This window comes from Halorientalis salina (assembly GCF_005049285.1).
Classification (GTDB): Archaea; Halobacteriota; Halobacteria; order Halobacteriales; family Haloarculaceae; genus Halorientalis; species Halorientalis salina.
Genome location: NZ_SOSC01000003.1, coordinates 237,122 through 252,109, shown reverse-complemented (window position 1 = coordinate 252,109; position 14,988 = coordinate 237,122). Strand labels below are relative to the sequence as shown.

Annotated in this window: 13 protein-coding genes; 7 read left to right on the top strand and 6 right to left on the bottom strand. The window is 66.6% G+C overall.

Annotated elements, in window-relative coordinates:
- Positions 1 to 221: 221 nt before the first annotated feature.
- The 3 genes from acnA to E2481_RS08355 all read left to right on the top strand — a co-directional run bounded on the left by acnA (position 222) and on the right by E2481_RS08355 (position 4,581).
- Positions 222 to 2,936 (top strand): aconitate hydratase AcnA, encoded by a 2,715-nt coding sequence (gene acnA / locus E2481_RS08365; RefSeq protein ID WP_136716679.1) that lies wholly within the window; start codon positions 222 to 224, stop codon positions 2,934 to 2,936.
- A gap of 214 nt (positions 2,937 to 3,150) precedes the next feature.
- Positions 3,151 to 3,888, top strand: a complete 738-nt coding sequence (locus E2481_RS08360; RefSeq protein WP_136716678.1) for an SDR family NAD(P)-dependent oxidoreductase — start codon at positions 3,151 to 3,153, stop codon at positions 3,886 to 3,888.
- A gap of 54 nt (positions 3,889 to 3,942) precedes the next feature.
- On the top strand, positions 3,943 to 4,581 hold the full coding sequence (locus E2481_RS08355; RefSeq protein WP_136716677.1) for a hypothetical protein: 639 nt from the start codon (positions 3,943 to 3,945) through the stop codon (positions 4,579 to 4,581).
- A gap of 82 nt (positions 4,582 to 4,663) precedes the next feature.
- Here E2481_RS08355 and E2481_RS08350 read toward each other — a convergent pair whose 3' ends face one another.
- Complete coding sequence (locus E2481_RS08350) at positions 4,664 to 5,662, bottom strand: AAA family ATPase (RefSeq protein ID WP_136716676.1); 999 nt, start codon at positions 5,660 to 5,662, stop codon at positions 4,664 to 4,666.
- 322 nt (positions 5,663 to 5,984) lie between these two features.
- On the opposite strand from E2481_RS08350, the gene uvrA reads away from it, so the two are divergent.
- Positions 5,985 to 8,981: an excinuclease ABC subunit UvrA gene (gene uvrA / locus E2481_RS08345; RefSeq protein WP_136716675.1), complete on the top strand. Its 2,997-nt coding sequence runs from the start codon at positions 5,985 to 5,987 to the stop codon at positions 8,979 to 8,981.
- A 16-nt stretch (positions 8,982 to 8,997) separates the two neighbouring features.
- Here the strand turns inward: uvrA and E2481_RS08340 are convergent, their stop codons facing one another.
- Both E2481_RS08340 and E2481_RS08335 read right to left on the bottom strand, forming a co-directional pair.
- Positions 8,998 to 9,579 (bottom strand): DUF3368 domain-containing protein, encoded by a 582-nt coding sequence (locus E2481_RS08340; RefSeq protein ID WP_136716674.1) that lies wholly within the window; start codon positions 9,577 to 9,579, stop codon positions 8,998 to 9,000.
- Positions 9,576 to 9,872 carry a UPF0175 family protein gene (locus tag E2481_RS08335; protein ID WP_136716673.1) on the bottom strand — a complete coding sequence of 99 codons (297 nt, stop codon included), beginning with the start codon at positions 9,870 to 9,872 and terminating at the stop codon, positions 9,576 to 9,578. Before E2481_RS08335 ends, E2481_RS08340 begins: the two co-directional genes overlap by 4 nt.
- 333 nt (positions 9,873 to 10,205) lie before the next feature.
- Here E2481_RS08335 and E2481_RS08330 point away from each other — a divergent pair, with 333 nt between their 5' ends.
- The gene (locus E2481_RS08330; protein ID WP_136716672.1) at positions 10,206 to 11,291 is read left to right on the top strand and encodes a geranylgeranyl reductase family protein; all 1,086 of its coding nucleotides are present in this window, start codon (positions 10,206 to 10,208) and stop codon (positions 11,289 to 11,291) included.
- A gap of 42 nt (positions 11,292 to 11,333) precedes the next feature.
- Here the strand turns inward: E2481_RS08330 and E2481_RS08325 are convergent, their stop codons facing one another.
- The 3 genes from E2481_RS08325 to E2481_RS08315 all read right to left on the bottom strand — a co-directional run bounded on the left by E2481_RS08325 (position 11,334) and on the right by E2481_RS08315 (position 13,250).
- Positions 11,334 to 11,726, bottom strand: a complete 393-nt coding sequence (locus E2481_RS08325; protein WP_136716671.1) for a PAS domain S-box protein — start codon at positions 11,724 to 11,726, stop codon at positions 11,334 to 11,336.
- An 83-nt stretch (positions 11,727 to 11,809) separates the two neighbouring features.
- Complete coding sequence (gene ygfZ, locus E2481_RS08320; protein WP_136716670.1) at positions 11,810 to 12,904, bottom strand: CAF17-like 4Fe-4S cluster assembly/insertion protein YgfZ; 1,095 nt, start codon at positions 12,902 to 12,904, stop codon at positions 11,810 to 11,812.
- A 52-nt stretch (positions 12,905 to 12,956) separates the two neighbouring features.
- Positions 12,957 to 13,250, bottom strand: coding sequence for a DUF6432 family protein (locus E2481_RS08315; protein ID WP_136716669.1), 294 nt, complete (start codon positions 13,248 to 13,250; stop codon positions 12,957 to 12,959).
- A gap of 234 nt (positions 13,251 to 13,484) precedes the next feature.
- Between E2481_RS08315 and E2481_RS08310 the strand changes: the two genes are divergently transcribed.
- Both E2481_RS08310 and E2481_RS08305 read left to right on the top strand, forming a co-directional pair.
- A complete protein-coding gene (locus E2481_RS08310) occupies positions 13,485 to 14,408 on the top strand; it encodes a DUF7093 family protein (RefSeq protein ID WP_136716668.1) in 924 nt (307 codons plus the stop codon).
- 26 nt (positions 14,409 to 14,434) lie between these two features.
- On the top strand, positions 14,435 to 14,827 hold the full coding sequence (locus E2481_RS08305) for a DUF5611 family protein (protein WP_136716862.1): 393 nt from the start codon (positions 14,435 to 14,437) through the stop codon (positions 14,825 to 14,827).
- Positions 14,828 to 14,988: the final 161 nt, after the last annotated feature.

The window sequence follows — 14,988 nt, the reverse complement described above, 5'->3', positions numbered from 1 at the left end:
TTCGCCGGGGTCACTCACTCCCGTCACCCGCCACACCTGGCACGATCGGCGCTGCAAACCCTTCGTGAGTGTGCACGCCGGCAGGGAGCGAACCGGTCGAGGGAAACACCTGCTGCTAACTCCCAAACGGGCTGGAGAACCTCCGAAAAAGCGATTATTGCCATATCTCAGTATCTGGGAAGAATAAGACGATTAATAATCGGGAGGGTGGTAGCTCTAGTATGGTTTCGAACGATCCGTTCGACGCGATTCGCGAATTCGAACACGGTGGCGACACCTACAAGATGGCGGACCTCACCGCCCTGGAAGAGGAAGGGCTCTGTGAACTCGACAAGCTCCCGGTGAGCATCCGCGTGCTGCTGGAATCGGTCGTCCGAAATATCGACGGCGAGAACGTCACCGAACAGGACGTGCGCAACGCCGCCTCCTGGGCACCGGACGTGCCGGACGTCGAACTGCCCTTCCAGCCGTCTCGCGTCGTCCTGCAGGACCTGACCGGCGTGCCGGCCGTCGTCGACCTGGCGGCGCTGCGCTCGGCCGTCGATCGCAAGGACCGCGACCCGGCGCTCGTCGAACCCGAGATTCCCTGCGACCTCGTGATCGACCACAGCGTCCAGGTCGACTACTTCGGCGACGAGGACGCTTACGAGAAGAACGTCGAACTCGAGTACGAGCGCAACGAGGAACGCTACCGCTCCATCAAGTGGGCACAACAGGCCTTCGACAACTTCGAGGTCGTCCCGCCGGGAACGGGGATCGTCCACCAGGTCAACTTAGAACACCTGGGACGGGTCGTCCACGAGCGAGAGGAAGACGGCGAGCAGTGGCTTATCCCCGACACGCTCGTCGGCACTGACAGCCACACGCCCATGATCGGCGGCATCGGCGTCGTCGGCTGGGGTGTCGGCGGGATCGAGGCCGAGGCCGCGATGCTCGGCCAGCCCATCACCATGGGCCTGCCGGAAGTCGTCGGCGTCCGGCTGGAGGGTGACCTCCCCGAGGGCGCGACCGCGACCGACCTCGTGCTCCACCTGACCGAGAAGCTCCGCCAGGTCGGCGTCGTCGACCGCTTCGTCGAGTTCTACGGCCCCGGCGTCGAGAACCTCACCGTCGCCGACCGCGCGACCATCGCCAACATGGCACCCGAGCAGGGGTCGACCATCAGCATGTTCCCGGTCGACGACAAGACCCTCGAGTACCTCGAACTCACGGGTCGCGACGAGGACCACATCGAACTCGTCGAGGAGTACCTCGACGCACAGGGCCTGTTCGGCGAGCAGGACCCCGAGTTCACCGAGACCGTCGATTTCGACCTTAGTACTGTGGAGCCGTCCCTGGCCGGCCACAAGAAGCCCCACTCGCGCATCCCGATGGGCGACCTCGACGAACACTTCCCGAACCTGCTCGAAGAGCAGGGCGTCGTCCAGGCCGACGGCGCGGCAGAGGTCAAACACGACCTCGAACTCGGCGAGACGGTCCCGGTCACGCTCGACGACGGCACCGAAGTCGAGATCGGCCACGGCAGCGTCCTGGTCAGCGCCATCACCTCGTGTACGAACACCTCGAACCCCTCGGTGATGCTCGCGGCCGGCCTGCTGGCTCGCAACGCCGTCGAGAAAGGCCTCGACGTGCCCGATTACGTGAAGACGAGCCTCGCACCCGGGAGCCGCGTCGTCACGGCCTACCTCGAAGAGTCCGGGCTGATGGACTACATGGAGGAACTGGGCTACGACGTCGTCGGCTACGGCTGTACGACCTGTATCGGGAACTCCGGCCCGCTCCAGGACCCCATCGAGGACGCCATCGACGAGCACGACCTCTGGGCGACGAGCGTCCTCTCGGGCAACCGGAACTTCGAGGCGCGCATCCACCCGAAGATCGCAGCGAACTACCTCGGCAGCCCGCCGCTGGTCGTCGCCTATGGTTTGGCCGGGAAGATGGACATCGACCTCGAGGAGGAACCGCTCGGCCACGACGACGACGGCGAGCCGGTCTTCCTCGAGGACATCTGGCCGGACACCGAGGAGATCCACGACGCGGTCCACAACAGCGTCTCCCCGGAGATGTTCGAGGAGAAGTACGCCTCCGTCTACGAGGGCGACGAGCGCTGGGAAGCACTCGACGCGCCGACCGGCGAGGTCTACGACTGGGACGACGAGTCCACATACATCCGCGAACCCCCGTTCTTCCAGGACTTCCCGCTCGAAGAGCCTGGCGTCGAGGACATCGCGAACGCCCGCTGTCTCATGACGCTTGGCGACACGGTCACCACCGACCACATCAGCCCCGCCGGGCCGTTCGGTGAGGACCTGCCTGCCGGTCAGTGGCTCAAGGAGCGCGGCGTCGAACCGTACGAGTTCAACACGTACGGCTCGCGCCGTGGCAACCACGAGGTCATGATGCGCGGCACGTTCGCGAACGTCCGCATCGAAAACGAGATGCTCGACGGGAAGACGGGTGGCTACGCCAAGCACCTGCCGACCGGCGAGGAGACCACCGTCTTCGAGGCCAGCGAGCGCTACCGCGACGACGACACGCCGCTGATCGTCATGTCCGGCGAGGAGTTCGGGACCGGGTCCAGCCGTGACTGGGCCGCCAAGGGGACCGACCTGCTGGGCATCCGCGCGACCATCGCCAAGAGCTACGAGCGCATCTACCGCGACAACCTGCTGGGCATGGGCGTCCTGCCCCTGCAGTTCGCCGAGGGCGAGGGCTGGGAGGAACTCGGCCTCGACGGCACCGAAGTGTTCTCCATCGAGGGCCTCGACGACGGCCTGGAGATGAACGACGAACTCACCGTGGTCGCCGAAGCCGACGACGGCGAGACGACGGAGTTCGAGGTCACCGCACAGGTGTCGACGCCGGCAGCCGTCAAGTATATCGAGAACGGCGGCGTCCTCCATCTCGTGCTCCGCCGCCTCCTCACGCAGGAGTAAGCGCGGCACGAACCCATAACACCCGTCGCGCTCGCCGTGCCGACGGCGCGCACGACGTGCGGACGTGCTGTCCCATATTCTCGTGACGGCTGCCACCGGGGCGGCCGGCTCCGAACTCGACGTGTCTCCGTCCAGTGCCCCCTGTGGCTGGCTCCGTCAGGTGTGCGGGGCACTGGACACCCCCGATTAAACCGGTTCGACCCGAAGCAAGCGTATGCTCGCACCCGACCTTGCCGGACGGACCGCACTCGTGACTGGGAGCGCAAAGGGCCTCGGCCGGGAGTACCTCCTCGCGCTGGCGGCCTGTGGGGCCGACGTGGCCGTCCACTACCGGTCGAGCGACGACGCCGCCGAGGAAGTCGCGGATGCCGCTCGCGCGGCCGACGTCGACGTGACGACGGCCCAGGCGGACGTGACCGACCCCGACGCGGTCGACGCGCTGTTCGACGCCGTCGAGGCCGACCTCGGGGCCGTCGACGTGCTGGTCAACAACGTCGGCGCGTTCGCGCCCGAACACTGGGAGTCGATGGCCTTCGAGACCTGGCAGACGGTCGTCGAGACGAACCTCAACGGGACCTATCTCTGCTCGAAGCGGGCGCTCCCGGGGATGCGCGAGCAGGGAGACGGCCGCATCGTCAACGTGGGCTACGCCAGCGCCGACCGGGCTCTGGCGAACCCGAAGAACTTCCCCTACTTCGTCGCGAAGACGGGCGTGTTGATGTTCACGCGGATGCTCGCGGCCGACACCGCCGACGACGGTATCACTGTCAACGCCGTCTCGCCGTACGTCGTCGAGAACTCCGACGAGTTCCCCGAGGACCTGCCGCGCGGCCGACCCGCGAGTTACGAGGACATGATACAGCCCCTACTCTTTTTCCTCGCGCCGGACAGCGACTACGTCAGCGGTGCCAACGTGGAAGTTTCGGGCGGGTGGCTCCCCGAGCGCGTATGACAGATCTCGAACAGGCCCCGGAACGCTTTTTTTATACCCGGTCGGCTTCCCGGTGTGGCAGTAACAGACGCGGACGACAGTGACGGAGGCATCGCCGAGAGAGCCGTCGACGTGCTCGTAGAGCGGATTCTCCCGTTCTCGTGGGCCGGGGGCTTCCTCGCCGGGGTTGGTGCGTTCGTGGCCGGGTTTCTCGGTATCGGCGGGTATCTGGTCTATCGGGGCGCGCTCGCGGGTTCGGTGACGGAGAAGCTCATCACCGTCGGACACATCTTCTATAACTCGCAGATGGTCCCGATCGTCTGGGGCTCGGTCGATATGATCAACCCCCGCCCGAACCCAGTCGCGGGCGCGGGTATTCCGGGGATCTACTACGCGATCCCGGTCATCGCGATAGTCGGAGCCAGTATCGTCTTCACGTACGCGAGACGGCCCGACGAACAGAGCGCGGGCTACGCCGTGCTGACGGCATTTTCGATGACGATCGGCTACCTATTGTTGGCGCTGCTGGGGACCTTCGTCTTCACGCAGCCACAGGTGATCGAACCGCCGACCGGCGGCGAACTGACGGCGATCGTTCGTCCCGACCGCCTGGGGACGCTCACCTACGGGCTCCTCTACCCGCTGGTGGTCGGACTGATCGGGAGCATTCCGGCACAGGCGGCGCTGGTGAACGATAACGCGGAAAACGAGTAGTCCGGCGCAGTCGGGTGCCCGACGGTCGGTCCGTGTGTCGCTGGTCAGGTGGTGACGTGCGAATTCTGGACGGTCGCGCGTTTCAGCTCCCCTGCCCGCTGATTGCGTTGACGAACCGGTGGATCGTGCCGTCCTTCTTGGATTCGCTTTCGACCGGGATGGCCTCGTCGTCCTCGTCATCACTGTCGCCGGTCGCCGCGGACTCGGCCGACGCCGGTTCGGCGTCCTCGTCGGCCGTTCGCTCGCTTTCATCCGGTGAGTCCGCGTTTACGTCGTCGACGGTGGGGACGTCTTCGGGTGCGTCGCCGCCAGCAGCGCTCTCGGGGACCGGTTCGAGCGTGCTGGTGATCCGCGGCGTCTCGCCCTCGTCGATGTCGAGGACGTTCGCCGGATCGGTGGCCACGTCCCGGCCGATGAGCAGTCGAACGACGAGCGTGCGGTAGGGCCGAAGCGGGTCGACGCCGGGGGCGTCGAGGTCGGGAATGGTCGCGAGGCGGTCGACGCCGACCTGCTCGACGATCTCTTCGTCGTCGAGGCCGGGGGCGTGACGGGACACCACGAGCCCGCCGACGGTCCCGCCGACGCTCTCGACGAACTCGACCGTCTTTGCTGCGTCCAGAACCGAAGCCCGGAGTGGCGTGGTCATCACGATGGTCTCGTCGGCCGCCGCGATCGGGATCGCGGTTTCGCGAGTGATTCCGCTGGCCGTATCGAGGATGACGGTGTCGTACCGGTCGGCGAGGTCCTCGACGATCCCGGTGAGCGCCTCCGGCTCGGCGGTGGCAAACGCGTCGAGTTCGGTTGCGCCCGGCAACACGTCGAGTTTCCCCGGCGTGTCAAGCACGTCCTCGGACTCCTCGATGATGGCGTCCTGCACGGAACACTCCCCGGCGAGGACGTCGTGAATCGTCGCCTCGCCCGTCAGCCCGATCACGTCCTTGAGGTTGGACATGGCGAGGTCCGTGTCCACGAGCACGACCGACCGCCCTGTCGCCCGCAGCGTGGCCGCCAGGTTCGCTGCCGTCGTCGTCTTGCCGACACCACCCTTGCTGCCGGCGACCGCATACACTGTTCCAGGCATCGTTTCTGATAGCGCCCGCACACACAATAAATAGCCATCACCGTTCGCCGGCTACAGTTACTGATTCTGGCCGTTAACCGGAATAAGATGGGGTTTTCACCGATGATACCGACCGGTAGAACAGCACTCCTGCCGGTTTCCGTTATCGCTGCTGAAAACGACCGTTCGGACGCTCGGGGTGGTCGATGCGGACTACGAGTGGCCGGGTCCGTGCCGTCTCGGATACAGACTGCGCTCCACGCACCTCATATCTGACAGGTATCCCGACGGATCCGAGGGGAACCGACAGGGTTTCACAGGTCCCGCCCTTGACCGCGCATAGATGACCAGAGAGTACATCGAGGTCCGCGGGGCGGAGGAACACAACCTCAAGGACGTCGACGTGACGGTGCCCCGCGAGGAGTTGACCGTCGTGACGGGGCTGTCGGGGTCGGGGAAGTCCTCGCTCGCGTTCGAGACCATCTACGCCGAGGGCCAGCGCCGCTACATCGAGTCGCTGTCGGCCTACGCCCGGAACTTCCTGGGCCAGATGGACAAACCGCAGGTCGAGAACGTCGAAGGGCTCTCGCCCGCGATCAGTATCGACCAGAAAAACGCCGCGAACAACCCCCGATCGACGGTCGGGACGGTGACGGAACTCCACGACTACCTGCGACTGCTCTACGCGCGCGTCGGGACGCCCCACTGTCCCGAGTGTGGCCGCGAGGTCGGCGAGCAGAGCGCCCAGAACATGGTCCGGCGCGTGCTGGACCTCCCCGAGGGGACGAAAGCGAAACTCGCCGCGCCGGTCGTTCGTGACCAGAAGGGCGCGTTCGAGGACCTCTTCGACGACCTCGTGAGCGAAGGGTACGGCCGCGTCGAGGTCGACGGCGAGTCCTACGACCTGACGATGGACCGGCCCGACTTAGACGAGAACTACGACCACACGATCGACGTGGTCGTCGACCGCGTCAAAGTCAGCGAGGACGCCCGCTCGCGCATCACTGACTCCGTCGAGACCGCTCTGGAGCGAGGCGAGGGGGTCCTGAAAGTCATTCTGCCGAACCCGCCCGAAGACCTGGAACTGGGTGGAGCGACCGCCCGGGCGACCGGCGACTTGGCGGATGCGGAGGACGGCGAGGCGGCGGCCGACGACCGGTTGATCGTCGAGTTCTCCGAGGAGTTGGCGTGTACCCACTGCGGTATCGACATCTCCGAGATCGAGACGCGCAGTTTCTCCTTCAACTCTCCCCACGGTGCCTGTCCCGAGTGTGAGGGGATCGGCTCGACCCAGGAGGTCAGCGAGGACCTCGTGATCGAGGACCCCTCGAAGCCGCTGAAACACGTCTTCGAGCCCTGGAGCTACAACCGCACGTACTACTCGCGGCAACTGGACAACGTCGCCGACCACTTCGGGGTCGACCTCGATACGCCCTTCGAGGACCTGGACGAGGAGATTCGACGGCAGTTCCTCTGGGGTACCGACGATGTGGTCCACTTCGAGTGGACGACGAAGAACGGCACCCGCGAGAAGACTGAAGCGTTCGAGGGCGTCATCGAGAACCTCGAACGCCGGTACGTCGAGACCGACAGCGACCGGGCCCGGGACCACATCGAGGAGTACATGGCCGTCACCACCTGTCCCGCCTGTGAGGGCACCCGCCTCAAAGCCGAGTCCCGGGCCGTCCTGGTGGACGGGACCTCGATCACCGAGGTCAACGAACTGTCCATCGGCGACGCCTTAGAGCACTTCGAGGGGATGGAAGACCATCTCGACGAGCGCGACACGAAGATCGCCGAGGAGATCCTGAAGGAGATCCGCGCACGCCTGGGCTTCATGTGCGAGGTCGGCCTGGAGTATCTCACCCTCGATCGGGAAGCGTCGACGCTCTCCGGGGGGGAGAGCCAGCGCATCCGCCTGGCCACCCAGATCGGCTCCGGCCTCGTGGGGGTGCTCTACGTGCTCGACGAGCCCTCCATCGGGCTCCACCAGCGGGACAACGATCGCCTGCTCAATACGCTGGAGGAACTCCGCGACATCGGAAACACCCTCATCGTCGTCGAACACGACACGGAGACGATGCGCCGGGCCGATACCATCATCGACATGGGGCCCGGGCCGGGCAAGCGCGGCGGCGAGGTCGTCGTCAACGGCGACTTCGACGAGGTGATCGACTGCGAGGAGAGCGTCACCGGTGATTACCTCTCCGGCGAGAAGGTGATTCCCGTGCCCGAAACCCGTCGGGAACCCAACGGCACGATCACCATTACGGGTGCGCGCCAGCACAACCTCAAGGACCTCGACGTGGACCTGCCGGTGGGCGCGTTCACGGCCATCACGGGCGTCTCGGGCTCGGGGAAGTCAACGCTGATGCACGACATCCTCTACAAGGGACTGGCCCGGGGGATGAACGACAACACCTCCGTCGACCCCGGTGACCACGACACGATCGAGGGGCTCGACCAGATCGAGACGGTCCGACTCATCGACCAGTCGCCCATCGGCCGCACGCCCCGGTCGAACCCCGCGACCTACACCGACGTCTTCGACCACATCCGGGAGCTGTTCGCCGAGACCAGCCTCGCGAAACAGCGCGGCTACGAGAAGGGTCGGTTCTCCTTCAACGTCAAGGGCGGCCGGTGTGAGGGCTGTGGCGGCCAGGGCACTGTCAAGATCGACATGAACTTCCTCTCGGACGTGCAGGTCCCCTGCGAGGACTGTGGCGGCGCGCGGTACAACGACGAGACGCTCGACGTGACGTTCAAGGGCGAGACCATCGCGGACGTCCTCGACATGAGCGTCGACGAGGCCTACGACTTCTTCGAGAGCCACGGCCAGATCCGACGCCGCCTGAAGCTCCTGAAAGACGTCGGCCTGGGCTACATGCGCCTGGGCCAGCCCTCGACGACGCTGTCGGGCGGGGAAGCCCAGCGGGTCAAACTCGCCGAGGAACTCGGGAAGAAAGACTCCGGGGAGACGCTGTACCTGCTCGACGAGCCGACGACTGGGCTCCACCCCGAGGACGAGCGCAAACTCATCGACGTGCTACACCGGCTGACCGACGACGGCAACACGGTGGTCGTCATCGAACACGAACTCGACCTCGTGAAGAACGCCGACCACGTCGTCGACCTCGGTCCCGAGGGCGGCGAGAACGGCGGCGAGGTCGTCGCGACGGGGACGCCCGAGGAAGTCGCCCGGACTGACGGCTCCTACACCGGAGAGTACCTGCGCGACCTGCTCCCGGCCGTCGAACTGGAGGGGCCGCGCAGCGACCGGGAACTCGCGGCCGCCGTGTCCGATGCGGAGACGGAAGCCACCGGCGCGGACGACGACTGACCCTTTCACACCGGGCCTAGGAGTCACCCAGCGCGTCGTCCGAAGGGGCCTCGTCGACCGGGGGCGTCTCTGCGGCCTCGGCGATCAGACGTTCCGCGTCCCTGAGTACCGACGCACTGAGCCGCGGGCCGACCTTGTCCATCGCGAACAGCGTGGCCGTCGCCCGTGCGGGCCCGAGCGTTCCGCGTTCGACGGCCCGTACCAGAACCGCGACCGACCCGGCGACGGGGATCGAGAGCCGCCGACAACACCGCCGAAGCGGTTTGTCGTCGGTGACGACGGTCGTTCCGGGGACGGCCAGTGCCTGTGCGAGCAGGAAGATGTCGCCGTTGTACGTCACACGTTCGACGTCGCGGCCGAGATGTAGCGCCGCGTGTTGTACGTACTGGTCGGGCGGCGGCGCCGCGATTCCGAGCCAGCCGGCATCGATAGCGCTTGCGAGTTCGGTCGCGGCCGGCCGAGAGACGATCTCCTGGTCGACTGGGACCGGCATCCACAGCGTCCCCTGCACGGACCGCAGGACATCCACGGCACCGACTCTCGCGAACGTGATGAACACGTCGGCGTCGACGAGTACCGTCCGGTCTGCCCGACTCATCGCAAGGCCTGGACGTCCCGTTCGAGAGTCCCTTCGTCGGCGTTCGAGAGGACGTTCCGGTCGTTGGCCGCTGCCATCGTCTCACCGATGGTGCAGCCGGCGATCTCGGCCGCACCCCGCAGTCCGACTTCTCCCGTTCGATAGCGTTCCAGGGCGATCTCGACCAGTTCGTCGCGGACGAAGGTGGAGACTGCCTCGCGGACGACCTCGTTTCGACTGCTCCCGCGAATCTCGACGAGTCTGTCCAGGAGGGTCACCTCACCCTCGTCCAGTCGAGTCGCAACGGGTTCCATGAGCACAGGAGCGGTCCGTGGCGGCAAAGTGCCTCTGACGGGGTGGTTGCGGACTACTCACGAACAGTCGTGGTAGCTACTGGACGTGTCGTGGCCGGACCGCGTTCCCGATCAGATCTGCCGCGGATCGGCAGTCGTCGCGTAGCGAACAGGCGACACAGCGGGGGTCGGCGTGCGGCGTGTCGCGCTCCCGCGGACCGCACGCCGGCGATGGGTCAGGGCATGGGTCGGACTGGCCCCCTTCTGCCATTTGAACCTTCGCCGGGGCGAGGAGGCACGGGGAAGAGTCGCCGGAAACGAAGCTATTAGTCGACCGAGACGAACCCCAGAGACATGTACGACTTCGTCGTGGTGGGGGCCGGTCCAGCGGGGTCGCGGTTCGCCCGTCGGGCCGCCGAGCGGGGACACGACGTCCTCGCCTTCGAGCAAGGAACGGTGGGGGAGCCGCTGGCCTGCTCGGGCCACGTGAGTACGGACGTCTGGGAGTTCACGCCGCCAGGCGCGCGCGAGGACCTCCTCCAGAACGAGGTCTCCGGTGCCCGGTTTCACAGAGGCGGGCCGGACAGCGAGGCCCACCCCTTCTACAAGGACGAGGTGATCTCGAACGTCATCGATCGGGTCGGCCTCGACCGGACGCTCGCCGAGGCGGCCCGCGACGCCGGCGTGGACCTCCGGGAGAAACACACCGTGCTCTCGGTCGCCGAGCGCCGCGATCACGTCGAAGTGACCGTCCGGGGACCGGACGGAACCGATACGTATCGGGCACGGATGGTCGCGGGCTGTGACGGTCCCCAATCCCGCGTCCGGTCGGAACTCGGCCTGCCCGAACCCGGCGAGTTGTTACACGGCGTGTTGGGATTCACCGACGACCCCGACCACGACGATTTCGTCGACGTGCACCTGACCGTTCCGCGCTTTTTCGCCTGGCGCATCCCTCGCGGGGACGCCGGCGTCGAATACGGGCTAGCGACGCCGCCGGGCGACGACGTACGGGCCACGTTCGAGGCTTTCACCGACGCCTACGGTGTCGAGACGACCCGGCGCTGTTCGGGTCTCATCCCCATTGGCCCACCGAAGCGCGTCACCGGTCGGCGCGCGTTCCTGATCGGGGACGCCGCCGCACAGACGAAACCGTTCACCGGCGGCGGCATCCTCTACGGGATGACGGCCGCGGACCACGCGGCCCGGGAGATCGCTCCCACCGACCCGGGGACGCTCGGCGACTACGAGCGGGCCTGGCGCGACGACCTGCGCTCGGAGATCAGACTCGGGCACCTCGTCAGGGCCGGGTACTCCTTCCCGGGGCCAGTGCAGGAAGCGGGAATGCGGGCGCTCTCGGGGGAGATCGGCGTCCACATGGACCGGCCGAGCACGGTCTTCTCGACCGAGCAGTTGAAGGCGCTGCTGTCGCGGTCCTGACTCGAACGGGGTCCGCTGCAGTTCCGGTCCGGAGCGGGAGTCCTACTCGGAGCCCTCCGGCGAGAGGTCACGAACGACGCCGACGGTGCCCCGAAAGCCGCTGTCGAGTGGCAACAGCGAGATGGACAGATCGGCGGTCAGTCGCCGGTCGGACGCGCTTCGAGCGCTGACGGCGATCTCACAGGTCTTCCGCCCCGTTTCGAGCAACTCGCGAATCGCCCGGCGACAGCGCTCGACGTCGTCCTCACAGAGGAGCACTGAGACGTGTTCACCGACGAGCGACGACCGGTCGTAGCCGGCCGCCGTCGTCAGCGCGGTGTTCACGTACGTGAACTGGCCGTCGCTGTCGAGCGTGTAGATCGGGACGCCCGCGACGTCGACGACCGTCTGGAAGCTCTCGACCGTCCGTCCGACGTCCGAGGGAGTGGAATCCATTGGGAGAACTCTCCGAACCGCGATTATAGACTTTTTCCTCCGCTACAGCCCAGAACGTTCCACGGATACGTCCGAACCGCGACTCACTCGGCGGACTCGTAGGCGGGGAGTCGCGCCGACCGGTCCGATCCCTCGACGAAGGGGAGTTCGACGAGTTCGGCGGCGACGTCCTGACCGTCGACGCGGACGGTGAGGTCCTCGCTGTCGGCCTCGAACTCCACGAAGGCCAGCGCGATGGGTTCCTCGCGGTCGGGGCTCTCGATCCCGCGTGTCACCTCGCCGACGGCGCTGTCGCCGGCGAAGACCGCAGCGCCGGCGTCGGGCACGGCCTCGGCCGTGAGCCCGACGAGGCGTTTGCTCGGTCGGCCGCGGTTCTCGACGCGGGAGACGACTTCCTGGCCGACGTAACACCCTTTCTCGAAGTCCAGGGCGTTGCGGATGCCGGCGACGTTGGGGATCCGCCCCTCCAGTTCGGACTCGAACAGGGGCGTTCCGGCCTCCAGCGTGAGGGAGTTCCAGACCCGGTAGCCGAAGGGCGCGGCGTTCATGCCGCGGTTGACGAGCGTGTCGAAGACGTGCTCGGCGGACTCGGCGGCACAGATCACCTCGAACCCCTCCTCGCCGGCGAGGCCGTCGGCCCGGACGACGGTGACGCCGATGTCCCGCATCGAGCCGCGGACGAAGGAGAGGGGCGCTTCCGGCGAGGCGGCGTTGTTGAGGACGCTCGCGATCTTCTCGGTCGCTTTCGGGCCGTGGACGCCGAAGACGGCGAAGTCGTCGGTGGCGACGCGGATCTCGACGTCCTGGATGAACGTCTTGTCGCCCCAGTCCTCGGCGACGGCCTCGGTCCGGGAGGGCGGCAGGAAAACGAGCAACCGCTCGCCGGCGTTGTAGACGTACATGTCCGTCGTTATCTTCCCCTGCGGGTCGAGCAAGAGCGCGTAACAGCCCTGGCCGTCGGCCGCGGGAACGCGGTTGGAGACGGCGTTGTCGACGAACTCGACGCGGTCGTCGCCGGTGACGACGAGCACGCCGTAGCCGAACTCGCAGACGCCGACGACGTTCCGGACCGCGCGGTGGGTTCGGTCCGGGCGGCCGTAGCTGTCGACGACGCGGCGGTCGCCACGCTCGGTGAACGTCGCCCCGTGGTCCTCGTGGACGTCCTGGAGGACAGTCATCACTGGTGAGAGGACTGTCGACAGGGTTAAAGCTCCGGTTCGGGGTCGCCGCCTATCGACCGAGCCACGAGCGAAGGCGGTCGAGCAGCGACTCCTCCTCCTCGGGGTCGTACTGTCCGATCGCGTGGTCCTCAGGGACGATGACGGTCCGTTCGTCCTCGTCGGTGGCCTCGATGAGGCCGTCGGCTTTCAGGTCCGCCAGCGCGTCCTCCAGTTCGTCGATGTCGGCGTCGACGCGGGAGCGCAACTCGAAGACGGTCATGCCCTCGTCCCGTCGGCCGGCGAGAGCGTCGAGTACCGCGACCTGCGTCTCGCTGCGGTCACGGTACTCCCGCTTTGCCCTCATACGCCCTCGTTCGGCCGGGTGGGTCTTACAGTTGTCCCTCGGAAACCGACCGGAACACCCCACAGGACCCGGCCACCGGGTCACCGGGCCGGTGGCGGACCGACTGCGCCCTCATCGATCGCCGTTCTCGAACGTATCGGGGCCGGGTCCCGCTCGCGGGACGTCGTCGGATCCGACAGCTGTTAGTTCAACAAGCAGTACGCTTATATCCCGCACGGCGGCAATATCGTGTCAATGGGTATCAAGTGTTCGCTACTCGGGCACAGTTTCAGTGACTCGAAAGTCGAAGAGGAGCGCGAAGAACAGGGTAGCGAAGTCCTGACGACGATCAAGGAAGTCGAGATCTGTGAGCGCTGTGGCACCGAGCGCGTGGTCTCGGAGAACAAAGAGGTCACTTCGCTGGAGAGTTCCGACGAGGACGACACGGCGGCCGATTCGGCAGCGGCCGACAGCGTGGCCGACGAGCCGGCCGAGGAGACGGTGACCGAGCCGGCAGCGAGTTCGGCGACGCCGGACATCGACGCGGCCGAGGACGACGCCGAACTGATCGGCGAGGCCGAATCCGACGGGGCTGACGGTTCCGACGACGAGCCCGACCCGGTGACCGACCAGTCGACGGAGCCGGTCACGACCGCGGCCGACGAGACGGACCAGTCGGTCGAGACGGACGACGACGGCGCGGTCATCCTCGACGACGACGAGGAACCCGACAGGGAGCCCGGTGAGTGGCCCGACGACGAGGAGCCCGATCTACAGGGTGCGGGCGAGGAGTCGTCCGCGGAGACGGTCGACGAGACGGTCGAGGAACCCGGGGACGCGGACGGCGGGGAGACGGAGCCGGTCGCCGACGAGTGGCCCGACGAGTACGGCCACGACGAGCCGACCAAGACCGCGCCCGAGGTCGAGTGGCCCGAGGAGGACGACTCGCGGGGCGAGGACTGGGACCCGTCGGGGAGTCTGACCGAACAGATCGACGGGGCCGAGGTCGAACCGGCGGGCGCCGCGACGGTTACGGTTCCCGACGGGGAGTTCGAGTGTCCCGAATGCGGCTTCAGGACCCCTGTCGAGGAGTCCTCGCTCCGTGCGGGCGACTTCTGTCCGGAGTGTCACCGTGGGTCGCTCGAACACCACGCGGAAGACGAGACGCGAAAAGAGTAAAACGGCTCCTGTGTATACGTCCGTTCATGCGGGAGTACAAGATGCGTCGGGGCGAGCACCTAGAAGAGCGCGTACCAGATATGAAGGCCAAGATCGAAGACGAGTTCGGACCGATCTCCGGCACCGAGGAGTACAAGGGAAGCGACCTGTACGTCGTCGAGGACCCGGAGAACCCGGTCTTCGAGCGAATCACGGCGGGGACCGTCGAATACAGCGGCAAGAAGGACAAACTCGCCGTCGACTTCGAGGAGCGACCGGCCGAAGAGGTCATCGCCGCGGGCGAGGCCGACGCCGCCGCCGACGCCGTCGACGCGAAAAACGACTTCCTACTCGACTGCACCGGGCGCGACGCGAAGAGTCGCCGTGACTCCATGAAACGCGCCGTCGAGGACGACGCGGACAAGCCCGACAACGTCTAACACCGTCGCCGAACTGAGTTTTCACCTGTCGAGCGCTGGACAGCAACGCAGCACGCCTAAATAGCTGGGTGCCATAAGTTACCATACGCCTTGGCTGGAGGCGAACGGAAGTATCCGGCCGACGAGCTCGCCTCGTGTTCCCCGTGGCCACCGACTCCGTG